We start from the raw sequence: 16,422 nt of genomic DNA on the forward strand, positions 1-16,422 counted from the left end.
CTAAGTTCACAATAAGAACACGGAATTCTTAGTGGTCTTGTTGTGAACTTAGTGCACTTTGTGTTAAAAAAGAATTACTTCTTCACAATTTAAACTAAGAAAAAAAGTTGTTAGAAATAACCCTGTTTAACTATATTTGAATATGCCCATCACCCAACACGAAATCCAGCAACTCGGTCACCTCGAACTACTCGCACGTCAGGTAGTAGAAGGTTTTATTACCGGTTTACATAAAAGTCCCTTTCATGGATTCTCAGTAGAGTTTGCTGAACATCGCATTTACAATAAAGGCGAATCTACAAAGCATATCGACTGGCGATTATTTGGTCGCACCGATAAATTGTTTGTGAAGAGATATGAAGAGGAAACAAATTTGCGTTGTCAGCTGATCATCGACAATTCATCATCTATGCATTTTCCCGAAGACGGAAAGGTGCAGAGTAAAATAAATTTTTCCGTTCATGCAGCGGCAGCGATTGCTTATATGTTGAGAATGCAGCGTGATGCTGTCGGACTCAGTATTTTTTCTGATAAAATAGAGATCAATACACAGGCACGTTCAAGTTCTGTCCATCACAAAATGCTTTTTTCAGAAATGGAAAAACGTATTGCTGATACAAAGATCCAGACAGGTACTAAAACCATGGGTACTCAAGCCTTACACGAAATTGCAGAAACTATTCACAAGCGTTCTCTGGTAATCATTTTCAGTGACATGATGGATACTAACAACAATAAAGAAGAACTTTTCAGTGCATTGCAACATTTGAAACATAACAAACATGAAGTCGTTCTTTTCCATGTAACAGATAAAAAAACGGAAGAAGATTTTAAATTTGAAAACCGTCCATATCTTTTCGTTGATGTAGAAAGTGGTGAAGAAGTAAAAGTTCACTCCAACGAGATCCGCGACACTTACATCAATTCAATGAAAGAATTCAAACACGATCTCAAACTCCGGTGCGCACAATATCGTATCGACTTCGTCGAAGCAGATATCAACGAAGGCTATAGAAATGTTTTGTTGCCGTATTTGTTGAAGAGGGAGAAGATGGCTTGATTCATTAAGTTCAAAGTTCAAGGTTCAAAGTTTAAAGTTGGCTTCGTAGGCACCTACGAAGCCAACTTTGAACTTTGAACTTTGAACTTTGAACCTTGAACTTTGACCTCAGACCTAATTATTCAAAAACAAAAACTCCCCCGGTATAATCCCCGTAGGTAAACTATTCAGCAATGTACCCGCCGGATCGTATCTGTAAATTCTCCCGGCTTGCTGGTAGTCGATAACATCAGAAACATATAACACACGACTTACTCTATCGAATGCCATTCCGTAGAAACTTTTTCCTGCAGCATCAACAAATGAAGAAGTTGGTAGAGACGAATCTGTAATCTGCATTTTATAAACATTTAAATTCAAAAAATATAGTTCATCGTTTGTTTCATTGATAATCAATCGTGTTGGAAAGTCGCCTGCAGGAAATGCCTGGGAAAATTCTATCATCTTTGTTGCAGGATCTATTCTGTGCAGACTGCCCGGAGCACTTGTCAAATAATCGCCACCGCAGAGAACCCAGAGCTTGTTGTTCATGTCCAGTTGCAGTGAATTTCCACCCGGACCGATTAATATGCTGTCTTCCAGAATATCAGTTGTTGGTTCTATGATGTACAAGTATGAAGTTGAAAGATTGGTAACATAAACTTTTCCATTATAAAGAAAAAGGTCTTCTGTTGAACCATTCAGCTGGATATTTCCTGTGATTAAATTCGATGAAAGATCAACAATTGAAATTCCGTTAGCATAAAGATCGGTAACATATGCTTTGCCGGGAGAAGCTTCTATCATAAAACGCGGAGAATTAAATCCCGTGATAGTAGCAGATTTTTTCATAGTAGTTGCTTCAACAACTTCGATTTTTGAAGAATTATTGACTACTATGTAGATCTTGTTATTTATTTTGGTCATGCTCTGACCTACATCTCCGAGATCTTCATCATTAGCAATTTTATAAACATCCTGAATAGTTTCTGCTTCGGTCCCATTAGTATAGGAGATAGTCGCATTGCCATCGGTAAATGTTCCTTCATTACAAATGTAAATTCCGTTGACTTCGGCAGTGAAACTCGTTGTTGGAGTAGGTTCGTCGATCGTGTCTTTTTTGCAGGAGAATGATGCCAGTGATACAATAGCGAAAAGTGTAATTTTTAATTTCATGATAGTGTTATTTTTTTTGTATGTATGTAATATTTATTCCGAAAGAATAATTTCTTAGTGGTTCCGGCCGGTTCAAAACTGATTGATAATCGGTATCAAAAAGATTGTCGACTCTGATAAACATTGAAAGTATTGTGTTTTGAATTTTCAGCTTTTGATCTAATTGTACTGAAGCTTTGTTATATGCATCTAAGTAATGCAGATTGTCTGTAGATGAAAACCGGATGCCGGTATAGTTTTGGTTGAATGTGAAAACAGAGTTTTTATAACTAACAGATATGACTCCGCCAACTTTATGTAATGGAACGTAGATCAATTGCTTTCCAACAGAAGCGTCAAAGGCCAGTTCAGAAGAAGTTGTTTCTGAAATTGTATATCCATAAAAAACACTGAAACGAAATCCGATTTTCCGGAATTTCTTTTTGAAAAGTAAATTGCTTTCTGTTCCGTACGAATGAACATTTTTTATGTTTGAGGGTGTCCAGAGAATACCATGTGGAGCCCATGCGATCCAATTGTTAACCTCTTTGTCAAATGCAGTCATCTGAATTGAAAATGCATTTGAATCGTTTGAATTTTTTACAACGAGTTGGCGGATATTCAGATCAATAGTTCCTTCATAAGAATATCCGGTTTCAGGAAGTAAATTCAGGTTTCCACCCGGTTGCCAGAAAAGGTCATTGACTTGTGGATTTCGGTAAACTGTGCCATAGTTCCCAAGGATATTAATGTAATTCGTAATTTTATAGTTCACACCTGCAGAGAATACAACCGGTGGGTTTTGAAATTCATTGACTTCTTTTCGGGAAGAAAGTGAAACGCTGAGGTTTTTGTATTTTAAATTATATCCAAGAAATGCTGCCTTGCGAATTACATCTGCTTGCTTTTTAAATTCTGTCGCATTTGCATTTATCATTGTAAAATTCAGGCCTGCTTGAAAGCTATGGATGTTGTTTATAGAAAACGAATATTCCGGTTCAGAAATAAAAGTTTTGCATAGCGAAACCGATGGTTCATTCAATGAAGAGTCGTTGTAGTATAATTCTTCATTAGAGTATGCGTTTCTGAAAACGAATTTTCCGTGCTTTGCAGACTTTGTAAAAATGAGATTATATCTGAAATTTTTGTCAGTCTGAACAGCCTCGGAAATCGATTCAGTTAAGACCGGAGCAATGTTTCTATCGGCAAACTGATACCAGAAATTAAAACTCAGATCAGTTCTTGAATTGAAAATATAACTGTTTTCTGCAATTATTCCTCTTCCTTTCGCTTCGGCATGAACTTGTTTTTTCAGTTGATCGTTATGATGAAATGAAAATTCATTTTTCTCATCGGTAAAGAAAAGTTTTACAGATGAATTGAAATTCTTTATTGAAAATTTACTTTCGGCATAATTTGCAAAGCCTGATGCTGTGCTATACCTGCTTCCGATTTTAATAGAATTATTGTTTACGAAAATATTACTATTACCCAACTGGATCGTTCCGCTGATAGCACCACTTCCCCAAAGTGATGAAGATCCGCCATATTGAATTGAAATATCATCAAACAAAAATGTGGGTAACAGATTAAAATCCATTACGCCATTCATAGGATTGGCGATAGAGAATCCTTTCCATAGCACTGCTGTATGGTATGCACTTCCACCTCTTAATGATACACTTGACAGTGCACCAGGACCATAATTTTTTACAAGAGCCGGGGAATAGTCAGTTAAATAATTACCAAGTGTCTGATCAATATGGATCATCTTAAGCAATGAATCCGGACGTTCTGTTTTTAATCCCGACTGCTGAATGTCTGATCGTACTGCGCTGATAATTACAGCGCGTAATTGAAGAGCTGTTGTATCATCCTGTGCGAATAGCAGCAGAGGAGAGAAATAAAATAAAATTAAAATGACTTTTTTGATAAGCATTGATCCCAATGGGAATGAACAAAAACAATGCAGCAGCGACGCAGATAACAGTTATGGGCTGTATCAAACGACATGAGCTTCTTTTCGCGAAAGCATTGTCTATTACAAAGTGGCAGGTCTCCTGGCTTACTCTTCCGGCAACCTTCCCATATCTGAAATGATACAGTGGTATATAGCCGGTAATGTTTGAGTTTTACAGTTGCGCGTCAGCCCGTGATTTTCACACGGTTCCCTATTAATTCATTTCTTAATTGAAATGAAACCAATCTGTGTTCAAAGAACCGGGACAAATGTACAATTATCTTGGATAAATCCTAGTGTCATTATTTACCTCAAAAAATGGGGAATTATGATAATAATTTATCATTTTTGCTTTTGCGTAATGAATATGGAGTAAATGAAAATCTAACTCTGTATCATTTTATTAATTTATTGTTCCACAAAAAAAACACACTATGTCATTCACATCAGAGTTCCGTGATTTCATTTCTAAAGGAAATGTAGTCGATCTTGCAGTCGGTGTTGTTATCGGAGGTGCCTTCGGTAAGATCATTGATTCATTAGTAAACGATATTTTAATGCCACCATTAGGATTGATAATCGGCGGTGTTGATTTTAAAGATCTGAAAATTGCTATTCAGGCAGCTTCAGTTGATGCTGCGGGCAAAGTTATTCCGGCGGTTACTATCAATTACGGAATGTTTATTCAGGCTGCTATTACTTTTCTCCTTATTGCTCTTGCAGTATTCATGTTCGTTGTTAAGCCAATGAATGCTATGCGTAAACGTGCAGAGAAAAATGCTGCACCCGCTGCTCCTGCAGGACCGCCGCCACCAACGAAAGATCAGGCGTTGTTGACAGAGATACGGGATCTTTTGAAGAAGTAATTGTCGCTTCCTGAAAGGTTGTACTTTTAATTGATTAGGTCAAGGGTCAAAGGTCAAGGGTTAAACTGCGAAAGTAGTTTGACCTTTGACCCTTGACCCTTGACCATTTTACACAATGTCTTACACTTTTACATTCACATGTAAGGTTTCTCTCTGTTTTAAAGCATCCCGACTTCGTAAAGTTGTTCTTTAGCTTCTGCAAACGCACGCAAATGAGAACAACGCTACTTTTCTTAGCATTATTAGTTTCTAAGGTTTCTTTTAGTCAGGACATGCTTGGAGTGTCGAATGGAAATTATGCCGGTAACTCGGGAATGGCCATGAATCCGACAGCAATGTTGCTGATGCCTTATAAATGGGAACTTCAGATACTAAGTTTTAATTTATCAGTCGACAATAATTTTGTCGGTATGCCCAAACGGAAAATTTTAGGCGGAACGGAGTCGATGAATAATGAGCCGTATGGCGGATTGAATTTCTATACTAACAGTCGTGATAAAGCCGCCAATATGCACTTTGCTTTAGGATTGCCGGCAATAATTTTCCGTTTCAAAGACATGGCAATTGGTGCACATATGACGATCAGAAATGATCTGAGTGTTCACAATGTTTCTTCTGATCTGGCAATTCTTGCATACAAGGGAATGGATTACAAATCAATTCAGGGAAGAAATATTGCAGTCGATGGAATGAGAATCGGTGATCTGACATTCATCGAAACTGCAGTTTCATTTGGTAAACAATTAAGTAAAAGTGAATCAAGAAAATGGCTGGCTGCAGGATCGTTAAAGTATATCACAGCCTTTCAGGGTTCATATGCCGGAATTGATGATGCAAATCTGCGCGTAGAAAATGACACAACAATTTATATTACTAAAATTAAAGGTAGCATCGATTATTCATACATAGAAGATCCGGCTGATCTTTTAAAATTCAGATGCACAGGAATTGGTTTTGATCTCGGCACTCAATATGTTTCAAATCCATTCACGCAAAAATATTCCAATGGTCGTCCGATCCCAATGAAGAAATACGATTACAGAGTAGGAGTATCGTTGATGGATCTGGGTTTTGTCCGGTTTGGAAGAAATGCACATGCAATGGATTTTAATACCGATGCTTTGAATTTCGATAATGTACCAAATACACAGATTAATGGAACTGCCGGTGTAGATTCGTTGATCTATGCCACTGCAATGAATGGAACAGCAATCAAGAACAGTTTTGTTATGTCACTTCCTACCGGATTAAGCATTCAATTCGACAGGTGTCTGAAACCACGTTGGTATTTAAATATGACAGCGATTCAAAGAGTGCCAATGCCTATGGCAAGAGTTGATCGTCCTAATATGCTTGGTGCAACAATCCGTTATGAAACACCGTTTTTTGAAGTTGGATTTCCCTACAGCTTTTATGATTATTATCGTCACCGGTTAGGATTGGCAATGCGGTATCACATCTTTTATATCGGGACAGACAGAATGGGCACATTTATCAGTGATCGGTTTGCCGGAGATGATATAACAGGAGTCGATCTTTATTTTGGTTTTAAATTAACGAGTATAGATTTTAAGCGCAAGTCGAAGCCGCATTCGCATGTTGGATGTGCAGCGTACTACTAAGATTTCCGCTAAATGTATAATTGCAAATCGAAGCCAAATTTCGCAATCTGCACTCAATAATATTTAAAATATTTTGGATTTGGGTATATTGCATAGTTCAATATATTCAGATTGTACTAGTATTCATCTTTAAGTTCGCTTAATTCTAACGTCAATGGAAGTTTGTAAAATTTGTCACCTAACAATTCAGTGATATGTGATTTTTTTGGATTTAACACAATCAGATTATTCTTTACTGTAACGTTGTCAACCAGCGAATAAATATCTTCGTATGAATTTAAATTTATACTTCCTTGTTTTTTTGCATTTGTCTTTTTGTCAAAGTACTTAATTAGAATACAGGAAGGTTTTAGGTTTGGTTTTATTTGATAACTTAAGTCCACTTTATATGCTTTCGTATCTTTAGTTTTGAAATAAATCTCAATTTCCTGATTGTATTTTTCTATTAAGGTTTCAACCTCGATTATTTTTTTAGTCTTTATATTATCTGCCTGGAATAAAAAATACAAAACATTAAATGCAGCTTTAATCCATTTATCCTTATTAAATTCGCTTAATGAATTAAAGTCCGATGGTTGGATTCCGTAATGAACGGATTTTAATCGTATATCATATTCTGTTTTTTGTATTTCAATGGCATTGTCTGACAAAGTTGGAGACAAATAAAGGTAAAGGTGATCAAACACTCCTGAAATAAAATTTAATTCATTTAATTTCCGTGCAATCCTTTCTCCAATGTGTTTTGTATCGGGAGTATTTTTAAAGACGTTTCCGAGAGTGCCGTCGTACTGCCCGGTATAGTTTTCAGGTTTTTTTTCATAAAAGCGAATGTCGCGAATTATTCTATCTCCCATTTTTGTTTACTTCAATTAATTCCCGTAAAATTAATTTGTTGGTTGAAAACCTTCTCGCTCTGCAACTAAAACCATTTCATCAAATATCTTAAAGATATCTTGTCCATTCGATTTCAAAATAAAGTCTATACTCAATTGTTTGCGAAAACCATTTTTTGAATCAATTAGAAAGCCGAATGAGTCATATGTTTTTGAAAAATCCGTTATTTTCTTTAGACCACCTTTCGCCTTCATAAATGGAATATCACAATCAATTGTTGCGTATGCTATCAAAGCATCACGGGGGTCTTCTTGAAAATAGAATCCCGTCTGATAGTTTTTATGCTTGCCAATAAATGTTTTACTTCTAACTTCATAATATCCTTTTAATTTTAAAGCCGTTAGAAGTAAGGAATTATTGACCTCGTTTAACAATCTGACTTGTTTTTTGCGACGAAAAAATATAAATAGAATAGCCAGGCTAATAAATCCAATTGCAAGTATATAGTCCATGATATTTTGTTTTCTTTAAAATGTTACAATGAATTAATTAAAATTTAGCTTGTATTTTACAATTATATTAATTTCATTCCATATATTCAACTTGCTGTGCTTTTATAAATTGTTTTAATTAGCAGACATTTCAAATAATTTACTTTCCAGATCTTTACTTTCTAATTCTGCGACTTTTGCAATTTGTCTGTCAATATTTAAAAACTGTAATGATAGCCAAGCTATTGAAATAAATATTGCAAAGGCGAAAAGTGAAATTTGCCAGTTGAAATTTTCTCTGATAGGTCCAATTAAAGCTGCAAAAGTCATTTGTCCGAGGTTTGCAATTGTCATGAATAATGTAAATTGACTTGTTGATACTTTTTCCAACAACATTGCATTGCAATGGCAAGATGCCAATGCTGGCAAAAGTGTACAATATATTTTGAGTAATCATAAAAGCAAAAATAAAGTTTCTGCTAGGCCAATAAGATTTTGATAAGACCAGTGTCATTATTAAAAAGATCGAACTTAAAAAGTAAAAGTTCATCATACGTTTTTTGCCAAACTTGTCAATCAAAAGTCCGCCAATTAGCATTCCTACAATCCCTCCAACTAGTTTTGCAGATGCAAAATAATTTGAGTAGTCCACATTTGTCCAGCTTAATTCTTTTACAGTAAAAATAGGAAGTAGTGTGGAAACATATTTAAAGCCACCTTGGCTGATGAATAAAACTAAAGCGATGATTAGTGAGTTTCGTAATCTAAATACGCTGAATAAAGATTTGAAAATGTGTCGCCAACTTTCTATTTGTAGATTTTTTGTTAAAGGTGATGCTTCGCCTGAAGTCCATGGTACAATTTTCTCACCCTGTCGTTCTCTTAAAAATAAGGGCACAAGCATAATAATGCCAATAGCAACAGCCATCATTAGTATCGCAATAGTAAAATTGTATTTGTTTAATAGCCAACTTCCGAGAGCCAATGAAAGAGACATTCCAATAATTTTTGAGCCCCACATCAAGCCATTTGCTTTTGCTTGTTGGTCGGCAGGAATAATATCTACTGCCATACCATCGGTAGCGACATCCTGGAATGCCCCGAAAAACGAAACAAAAAAACCGGCAATCATCAATTGGTCAATATTGTTTAAAGGTTCAGGGATATAAGCCAAATAGATACAACTTACCAGTAAGCCTATTTGTCCTAAAAGTATCCAAGGTCTTTTTCTTCCCATGGGCAGATAATTATATCGGTCCATTAGAGGTGCTACAATAAATTTAAAGCTCCATGGCAAAACTGTTACTACGGCAAAGCCTGCTATTTCTCCGGGTGATTTACCATTCATTACCATCCAGGCCGGTATGCCGAAAGAGAGCATTCCTTCAGGAACGCCTTGCGCACAATACAATACTATAGAAGTGATATAACGTAAAAAAGAATTATCGGTAAGCGATGTTTTTCTTTTTGTTTTAATTGTCTGGTAATTCATTGTAGGCTTGGTGTCTTGTGGGTGAAAATTGTAGATAGAGTGGATGATTTAATACAACAGATTTAATTTACTCTAATTACAAGTATATTACTTTAATCCATACTTTTAACTTGATTTGTTTAATATTAGAAATAAACTGAATTATCTTAGTTAGTTGAAAAAATATCAGGCAATTTATCTGTTTTCAGCTACACTCATGCTTGCTAGTTTCTTTAAAGTTGTATTTTTGAAAAATTATATCACTATCTATGAAGCAAATTTTTACCATCATATTTTTCTCAATTTGTACTATTATAACTCAGGCTCAGAAATTTCCCGATGAAATTCAATTGAGCAGTGATGGAAGAATGCTGAAAACAGGACATCTTCCGAATACCGGCTTATACGATCAATCTGTAATTAATGAGATTCATTTGAATTTCCCTCAGAATGATTACTGGGATGATCTTGAAGATAATTTTGATGACGGTATCGATCTTGCTGCGCAACTAATTTTTAATGGCGAAGCATTTGATAGTGTTGGTGTGAGATTCAAAGGAAGTTCATCGTACAACAACATCGGAACCTCGCCGAAAAAATCGTTCAATATTTCAATGGATGCCTTTATTGAAGGACAGGAGTTGCTGGGTTATGGAACATTGAATCTGAATAATTGTTATCATGATCCGTCCTTCCTGCGTGAGATCACCTATCAGAATCTGATAAAGGATCATGTAGTTACAACAAAAGGAAATTATGTTCACCTTTTTATTAATGGGCAGGATTGGGGTCTGTATGCAAATGTACAGCAAGTAAACAAGGACCTTTATAAGGAGTGGTTCTATACAAACGATGGTGCAAGCTGGAGATGCAAGCGTCCGCCAGGTAGTCCTGCAAGTTCCGGCAGTGATGGTGATGGCACAGCTGCACTAAATAATCTTGGAACCGACAGTACAGATTATCAGCCGTATTATTATTTGAAATTTTCGGATCAACCGGATCATTGGACAAAGTTGGTTCAGCTTTGTAATGTGCTGGATACTGTTTCACCGTCCAGAATGGCAAACATCCTAAGCGATTATCTGGATATTGATCGGGCACTCTGGTTTCTGGCAAGTGAAATTGCCTATTGCGATGACGATAGTTATGTGCTTAAAGGTAAAACTGACTACTATATTTATTTTGAACCTGAATCCGGACGTATTGTTCCAATAGAAATGGATGGCAACGATGCATATGATGTAGACTTTACAACTTCATGGGGACCATTTTATCATTCTACTGATGTTAACTATCCTCTCCTCGAAAGAATTTTATCTGTTCCTGAATTCCGTCAGCGGTATATTGCTCATTTAAAAACAATCATCAGCGAGGATTTTAATCCTGCAACTACTTTCCCAAAACTTGATCAGTATTATGATATGATTGAAGATATCGTTTTGAATGATCCTATAAAAATTTATACTGATGCAGAATTTGAAGACGAGATTGATGTGATAAAAGATTTTATTACCGACAGACGTACATATCTTTTGGGAAATTCTGAAATGAATGAAGTTGGTCCTGTAATTACAAATGTTATATACAAAACGGATGATACCTTATGGAAGATTCCTGTAAGTATGCAAGATGTAAATGTAAACGCAAGTGTAAGCAGAGCAGGCGGAGTTGATATTGTATATCTGTACTATTCCGATCTGCTTACAGGGAAATTTTCCAAGATCACAATGCACGATGATGGTTTGCATGAAGATGAATTAGCAGGAGATCATGTCTACGGTGCAGAGATTCCCGGGAGAATAGCCGGCACAAGGGTTCGGTTTTATATAGAAGCTATTGCAGATAACTCTGATAAAACTGCCAGCTACAATCCCGTAGGCGCAGAACAGGATGTTTATACTTACTATGTTAATCCAAGCCGGAGTGCCGATAGTTCAGTTGTACTGAATGAGATCATGGCAAAGAATGAAACCATAGTTACGGATAGTCTTGGTCACTATGAAGATTGGATCGAATTGTACAATCGGTCTAATTCACCTGTGGATCTCAGCGGTTATTATCTGACCGATGATACATTGAATATTCGAAAATGGGAAATGCCGGCGGGTACTATTATTCAGCCGGATAGTTTTTTAATTATCTGGACTGATGAAGATGGTGAAGAAGGATTGTATCATGCAAATTTTCAGATGTCAGGAGATGGTGAGAGAATTACTTTGTTGAATTCAGTCCTTGAAATTGTTGATGTAGTAGAATTCGGAATTCAGCAAACTGATCTGTCATTATCACGACTTCCAAATGGTATGGGGGATTTTGTAATACAAGCGCCAACTTTTTATGCCAATAATAATCCTGTTGTAGTAGCAGGTTTTGAGATGACAGATTCTGCAGGATGTGCGTCGCTTACAATTGCCTTTACTAATATGTCTGTTAATGCTAGTTCATACTTCTGGGATTTTGGTGATTCAATAAATTCTGCTTTAATTTCTCCGACACATATTTTTAGTCAGGCCGGTACTTACATTGTAAAATTGGTTGCAACACAAGGAATGTTCATGGATTCAATTTATCGTACAGTTGTTGTTCATCCTATACCAATACTTGATTTTGGTGTCGATACAATTCACAGTTCTGCAGCTGCCTATCAGCTTAATTCTCCCGGAATATTTCAGACTTATTTCTGGGGTGCAGGCAACACTGATTCATCATTATTGGTTGATACTGAAAACAGTTATTGTTTACTTGTTACAGATTCTAATTCATGCCAGATGTTTGATTGCGTTTTTGTGGATTTATTTTTTGTTGGTATAGATGATGTTTCTTCTCAATCAGGGATTTCAATTTATCCGGATCCGGCCAATGAGTATATTAATATTTCTACTTCGCAAAATGAGTCAGGGAATCTGACGATCTTTAATATTTTAGGTGAAATTGTCTATGAAAATTATATGGAAAAACGGATTCTGATTCATACAGAAAATTGGGAAAATGGTATCTATTTTTTCAGAGCTGGAAGTAGAACAGGAAAATTCATGGTAAATCATTAATGAATGGGTAATTAATTCCCATGGTTTTTGTTTGGAATTAGAAGATTTTTTTAACTTTGATAATAAGTTAACAATCAAATTCCACAAACATGAAACTGAAAAAATTACTCTTGATTATTCTTTTGACTATCCCTCTTGTGCAGATGTCGAAAGGGCAAATAACCTATTGCGAACCATCTTTCAATCAAGGTTGCTTTGGATGGAACAATCAGGAAATTTCACTTGACAGTATCCAGTGGACACTTGGTAGTACAGATTGTACAATTTCGGATTATACATCGATGTCAACTACATTAGTTAAAGGCATCGCAACACCGATGACTGTTTTGAACGGAGCCTGGTGTGGAGTAGGTGTATGGATCGATTATGATCTTAACGGCGACTTTGATTCAACAGAAAATCTGTATTATCAATATACTGCCGGAGATCCGCAGACATACAGCTTTCTGATTATCGTTCCGAATACAGTTGCTGATGGGGCATATAGAATGCGTGTAATAGCAGGTTGGGGAACTGATTGCTATACGGTAAGTGCAAATGGATATGGTGCTTGCGGGTTATATGAGTATGGGAATTTCGATGACTTTACAGTTAATATAACTTCTAATGTCGGAATAACGGAAACTAAGTTGACTGATCTTAGCATATATCCAAATCCTGCGAGTTCGATGCTAAATCTGAATTCGAATTTAATAGGAGAATCATATTCGATTATAGATCCTTTAGGGAAAGTAGTTTCGAAGGGAACAATTAACTCATTGAATAGTTCAATTGATATTAACAATTTAACGAATGGGGTTTATTTGCTTTGGATAAATCAAAAGGTCAACAAGGCTTTCCGCATTTTGAAAAATTAATACTTGGAATCCATGATAAAAAAGCACTCTTCCGGAGTGCTTTTTTTATTTAAAGGTGGCATAGAAATTTAGGGGAAGTTTCTGCTAAACTCTGTTTAGTTTTTTTATGAATAACCTAAACAGATACCCCGCTTTAGAAGAGCTATATGATAAATATGGTCGGACAGTTTATGGAATCGTATTGAGGTTTAAAATTTCTATTCCTGAAGCGGAGGAGATCGTATGTGAGCTCTTCAGGAATTTAGACTTAAAAGAAATTGAACAATTGAAAAATATTTCAGTGCGACAATTTTTAATCTCACATACAATTGAATTTGTACGAAATAAAAAAGGCGAAGTTAAAATGGAAAGTGATCTTCACAATGTGACTTACATGAACGAAATTCTCTATAAGCAAAAGTCGCTTGAAGAATTATGCAATGATAACCAAAAGAGCAGAGCAGAACTTTTTAAAGCAGTAAGACGTGAACTTCAAATGAGATCAGGCTTTATTAAATAACGAAGATTATACGGTTTCGAAGATATTTAGTGTCTAACATTGGAAATCTATTTCTCCACAAAATACATATCAATCTCGCCCTTACCCTTAGCCTGAATCTTTCCTCTATGCTGGAATTTAAATTTGTCTTTTACCATTTCATAGGTAGTACCTGAAATATTTACTTTGCCTATTTCGCCGCTGCTTTCCATTCTGCTGGCAGTATTTACAGTATCACCCCAGATGTCATATGCAAATTTCTTTACTCCGACAATTCCTGCTACGACCGGTCCGGTATGAACTCCTATTCGGATCTCAAAAAATAATTGTCCTGCAGCAGCCTTCTTTGCTTTGTGAGCGTCCATAAATTCGCGTACTTCAATGGCAGCATTAACAACATCCACTGCGTGAGTTTGATTTGGTGTAGGTAATCCACCCGCTGCCATATATGCATCACCGATGGTTTTTATTTTCTCTACCCCATACTTTGTCATGATGTGATCGAAAGCAGAAAAACATTCGTTGATCTCATTTACTAATTCTTTCGCGCTTAATTTTTCTGACAATTGAGTGAAGCCTTTAAAGTCAGTGAACATTACAGAGATCAGATCAAAGCTCTGAGGTTGTGCTGTGCCGGTTAACTTTAACTCTTCTGCAGTTTCCTCAGGAAGAATGTTCAGGAGTAATTCGTCGCTTCGTTTTTTCTCTTTGCTGATCTTGTTTCGTTGACCAAAAAAGATGAATGCAAAACATCCGACTACTAAAAATCCTCCTACGAAACCATTCCGGATTAACTTCTGACGTTTGATTGTCTGATCCTGGATCACTTTATCTTTTGTAAGTAAATTGATCTGTGATTCCTTTTTTTCGAGATCAAAAGTGAACTGAAGTGTTCCTAGTTTTTTATCTGTATTAATATTATAGATGGTATCCTTAATTGATAACAACAGATTTTGATATTTGAAGGCATTTGAATAATCGTTTTTCTGCGAATATGCCTGTGCTAAACCTTCATATGCATCTTTCACTTCCATATTTGCATTCAAAGATTTTCCGATATCGACTGCTTCAAGAAATCTTTTGATCGCAAGTCCAAGATCGCCTTTAGCAAGATATGCCTGAGCCAGTCCTACGAGTGATTGTGTTTTGTCAAGTTTCGTATCTAGTTTTTCGGAAATATTCAGTGCTTCTAAATGGGTCTCTATCGCTTTTGAATATTCTTTTTGTCTTACATAAACACGACCCTGATAATTTAGTGCATAAGGAAGATCTTCAGTGCCGGCATAAGCTTTTTGAGCCTCATTGAGATAAACCATTGCAGTAGAATCGTCATTTAGGCGATAGTACAGTTCCCCCAGATTAACAGCAGATGTTCCAATCATATATTTGTCGTCAATCAGCTTGCTTAATGTATAAGCTCTTTTAAAATTGTCGATTGCTTTCTTATATGTAGCAGATTTGTTCAGATAAATGGCACCTATGTTGGTAAGCGAAGTGACAATGCATAAGGTGTCATTTACATCTTCTGACATTTTCAATGATTGTAAATGCAACTCCAGTGATTTATCATCATCACCCTGATTGAAATAAACTGCACCCTGCTTACTCAGCATATTTGCAACTCCAACTTTATCACCATTTGATTTATATACCTCCAGGGCTTTTTGCCAGGTATTGATTGCATCGATATAATTTCCTTGCAGATAATATGCAATTCCCATATTTTTTAAAGCAAGAGCCAGACCCGGTTTGAAGTTTATTTTTTCAGCAAGTTCTTTAGAGGAATTTGCAATTTTTACTGACGTATCCGGAGCAACGTTAAAATAACTTTTGCTCAGAGCATTTAATACAGTTACTCTGGTGGTATCGGGAAGTTTTGTTTTTAATAGTTCTTTTAAACTGTCAGAATCACTTGCAGGAATATTTGTATTGCTAAATAAAAAACTGATTAAAAAGAATAGAATAAACCAATGTTTTTTGTTTATCATTTCTGTGCGTATTTGGGTGTGGTTTGTAAATCTAATAAAATACGTTCTTTCAAAAGTGATTTTCTGATTATTTTATAAAGAATTGCCCGTCAATAAAAATGTTGATTTATTCAGATAGCGCAAATTGGATAAAAAAGGTAGGGTATCAGTTGGAATCAGAGCTTATTTCTTCGTTAATTTTTCCAATCCATTTCCTGCTACCCCAAAAAACAACGCAGGAAGCAAGAAAACGTAAACCCCAATAAATTATCCCCTTAAATCCGGTATGAAGGACGTAATCAGTATAGCTATAGTAACAAAATATAGAAGTGCATAGAAAGGAAAAACTAATTAGCATAATAATTACTGCCCAAAATTTTACCAACCTTGACAGAGAATAATGCTTGAAAATTATTGCATATAGAATAATGAAAACAAGAATCAACATAACGGATTCAAGGTAAAATTCAATTGCAGATTGAGCAGTCGTTATTTTTTTTATCCACTCATATACAAATAGGAAAATAATTGCAAGTAAGAAAGAGAGATACCACTTACTTGTAATAGTGCTTTTCATTTTTTGGATCTTCAGAACTATGACAATTTGCTAAAAATTTTTGATAATAAATTTAAAA

The 16,422-nt window shown here is 35.8% G+C and carries 12 protein-coding genes and 1 riboswitch; of the genes, 6 read left to right on the forward strand and 6 right to left on the reverse strand.

Annotated elements, in window-relative coordinates:
• Positions 1–142 precede the first annotated feature (142 nt).
• Positions 143–1,060 carry a DUF58 domain-containing protein gene (locus IPL24_05590; protein ID MBK8363162.1) on the forward strand — a complete coding sequence of 306 codons (918 nt, stop codon included), beginning with the start codon at positions 143–145 and terminating at the stop codon, positions 1,058–1,060.
• Positions 1,061–1,174: 114 nt separating this feature from the next.
• On the opposite strand, the gene IPL24_05595 is transcribed toward IPL24_05590, so the two are convergent.
• Positions 1,175–2,215 carry a hypothetical protein gene (locus tag IPL24_05595; protein MBK8363163.1) on the reverse strand — a complete coding sequence of 347 codons (1,041 nt, stop codon included), beginning with the start codon at positions 2,213–2,215 and terminating at the stop codon, positions 1,175–1,177.
• Between the two features lie 7 nt (positions 2,216–2,222).
• Positions 2,223–4,133: a TonB-dependent receptor gene (locus tag IPL24_05600; GenBank protein ID MBK8363164.1), complete on the reverse strand. Its 1,911-nt coding sequence runs from the start codon at positions 4,131–4,133 to the stop codon at positions 2,223–2,225.
• 93 nt (positions 4,134–4,226) lie between these two features.
• A riboswitch (cobalamin riboswitch) is annotated at positions 4,227–4,415 on the reverse strand.
• Positions 4,416–4,588: 173 nt separating this feature from the next.
• On the opposite strand from IPL24_05600, the gene mscL reads away from it, so the two are divergent.
• Both mscL and IPL24_05610 read left to right on the forward strand, forming a co-directional pair.
• Entirely contained in the window at positions 4,589–5,020 is a 432-nt protein-coding gene (gene mscL / locus IPL24_05605; GenBank protein MBK8363165.1) for a large-conductance mechanosensitive channel protein MscL, read from the forward strand.
• Between the two features lie 212 nt (positions 5,021–5,232).
• Positions 5,233–6,642, forward strand: coding sequence for a hypothetical protein (locus IPL24_05610; GenBank protein ID MBK8363166.1), 1,410 nt, complete (start codon positions 5,233–5,235; stop codon positions 6,640–6,642).
• Between the two features lie 116 nt (positions 6,643–6,758).
• On the opposite strand, the gene IPL24_05615 is transcribed toward IPL24_05610, so the two are convergent.
• The 3 genes from IPL24_05615 to IPL24_05625 form a co-directional block, all read right to left on the reverse strand.
• Positions 6,759–7,496: a hypothetical protein gene (locus IPL24_05615; protein MBK8363167.1), complete on the reverse strand. Its 738-nt coding sequence runs from the start codon at positions 7,494–7,496 to the stop codon at positions 6,759–6,761.
• A 30-nt stretch (positions 7,497–7,526) separates the two neighbouring features.
• A complete protein-coding gene (locus IPL24_05620) occupies positions 7,527–7,988 on the reverse strand; it encodes a hypothetical protein (GenBank protein MBK8363168.1) in 462 nt (153 codons plus the stop codon).
• A 190-nt stretch (positions 7,989–8,178) separates the two neighbouring features.
• Positions 8,179–9,459: an MFS transporter gene (locus IPL24_05625; protein MBK8363169.1), complete on the reverse strand. Its 1,281-nt coding sequence runs from the start codon at positions 9,457–9,459 to the stop codon at positions 8,179–8,181.
• 248 nt (positions 9,460–9,707) lie between these two features.
• Here IPL24_05625 and IPL24_05630 point away from each other — a divergent pair, with 248 nt between their 5' ends.
• The 3 genes from IPL24_05630 to IPL24_05640 all read left to right on the forward strand — a co-directional run bounded on the left by IPL24_05630 (position 9,708) and on the right by IPL24_05640 (position 13,841).
• On the forward strand, positions 9,708–12,485 hold the full coding sequence (locus IPL24_05630) for a CotH kinase family protein (protein MBK8363170.1): 2,778 nt from the start codon (positions 9,708–9,710) through the stop codon (positions 12,483–12,485).
• 89 nt (positions 12,486–12,574) lie between these two features.
• On the forward strand, positions 12,575–13,342 hold the full coding sequence (locus IPL24_05635; protein MBK8363171.1) for a T9SS type A sorting domain-containing protein: 768 nt from the start codon (positions 12,575–12,577) through the stop codon (positions 13,340–13,342).
• 106 nt (positions 13,343–13,448) lie between these two features.
• Entirely contained in the window at positions 13,449–13,841 is a 393-nt protein-coding gene (locus IPL24_05640) for a hypothetical protein (protein MBK8363172.1), read from the forward strand.
• 47 nt (positions 13,842–13,888) lie between these two features.
• Here IPL24_05640 and IPL24_05645 read toward each other — a convergent pair whose 3' ends face one another.
• Positions 13,889–15,808, reverse strand: coding sequence for a tetratricopeptide repeat protein (locus tag IPL24_05645; protein MBK8363173.1), 1,920 nt, complete (start codon positions 15,806–15,808; stop codon positions 13,889–13,891).
• Positions 15,809–16,422: the final 614 nt, after the last annotated feature.

It is taken from the genome of Bacteroidota bacterium (assembly GCA_016711505.1).
In the GTDB taxonomy this organism is placed as follows: Bacteria; Bacteroidota; Bacteroidia; order AKYH767-A; family 2013-40CM-41-45; genus JADKIH01.

Excerpts from the sequence above, each read along its gene's own strand:
- IPL24_05590 (MBK8363162.1), top strand. The coding sequence starts at position 143 with ATGCCCATCACCCAACACGAAATCCAGCAACTCGGTCACCTCGAACTA.
- IPL24_05595 (MBK8363163.1), bottom strand. The coding sequence starts at position 2,215 with ATGAAATTAAAAATTACACTTTTCGCTATTGTATCACTGGCATCATTC.
- IPL24_05600 (MBK8363164.1), bottom strand. The coding sequence starts at position 4,133 with ATGCTTATCAAAAAAGTCATTTTAATTTTATTTTATTTCTCTCCTCTG.
- mscL (MBK8363165.1), top strand. The coding sequence starts at position 4,589 with ATGTCATTCACATCAGAGTTCCGTGATTTCATTTCTAAAGGAAATGTA.
- IPL24_05610 (MBK8363166.1), top strand. The coding sequence starts at position 5,233 with ATGAGAACAACGCTACTTTTCTTAGCATTATTAGTTTCTAAGGTTTCT.
- IPL24_05615 (MBK8363167.1), bottom strand. The coding sequence starts at position 7,496 with ATGGGAGATAGAATAATTCGCGACATTCGCTTTTATGAAAAAAAACCT.
- IPL24_05620 (MBK8363168.1), bottom strand. The coding sequence starts at position 7,988 with ATGGACTATATACTTGCAATTGGATTTATTAGCCTGGCTATTCTATTT.
- IPL24_05625 (MBK8363169.1), bottom strand. The coding sequence starts at position 9,459 with ATGAATTACCAGACAATTAAAACAAAAAGAAAAACATCGCTTACCGAT.
- IPL24_05630 (MBK8363170.1), top strand. The coding sequence starts at position 9,708 with ATGAAGCAAATTTTTACCATCATATTTTTCTCAATTTGTACTATTATA.
- IPL24_05635 (MBK8363171.1), top strand. The coding sequence starts at position 12,575 with ATGAAACTGAAAAAATTACTCTTGATTATTCTTTTGACTATCCCTCTT.
- IPL24_05640 (MBK8363172.1), top strand. The coding sequence starts at position 13,449 with ATGAATAACCTAAACAGATACCCCGCTTTAGAAGAGCTATATGATAAA.
- IPL24_05645 (MBK8363173.1), bottom strand. The coding sequence starts at position 15,808 with ATGATAAACAAAAAACATTGGTTTATTCTATTCTTTTTAATCAGTTTT.